This is a genomic window from Pseudomonas sp. DCB_AW (genome assembly GCF_026240895.1).
GTDB classification, from domain to species: Bacteria; Pseudomonadota; Gammaproteobacteria; order Pseudomonadales; family Pseudomonadaceae; genus Aquipseudomonas; species Aquipseudomonas kermanshahensis.
In genome coordinates, this window is the sequence record NZ_JAPFCE010000203.1 from 1 (window position 1) to 393 (window position 393).

Here is a 393-nt window from a genome sequence, read left to right on the forward strand (position 1 = left end):
GGCCATGGCCCAGGTGCAGCTGCAGGAGTCTGGGGGAGGATTGGTGCAGGCTGGGGACTCTCTGAGACTCTCCTGTGCAGCCTCTGGACGCACCTTCAGTGCCTTTGCCATGGGCTGGTTCCGCCAGGCTTCAGGTAAAGAGCGTGAGTTTGTAGCAACTATTACTAGTACTGGACGCACATTATATGCATCCTCCGTGGAGGGCCGATTCACCATCTCCTATGACAACGCCAAGAACACGGTGTATCTGCAAATGAACAGCCTGAAACCTGAGGACACGGCCCTTTATTACTGTGCAATTGGACATGGTCCCCTGACCTACCAGGGCTCATCAAAGTACGAGTACTGGGGGAAGGGGACCCAGGTCACCGTCTCCTCACACCACCATCACCA

General features: G+C 55.7%; 1 protein-coding gene. It reads left to right on the forward strand.

Annotation, left to right across the window (positions count from 1 at the left end; genetic code table 11):
* Nucleotides 1-4: 4 nt before the first annotated feature.
* The coding region (locus OO306_RS28250; protein WP_265970406.1) for a hypothetical protein at nucleotides 5-393 on the forward strand (389 nt) is incomplete at its 3' end.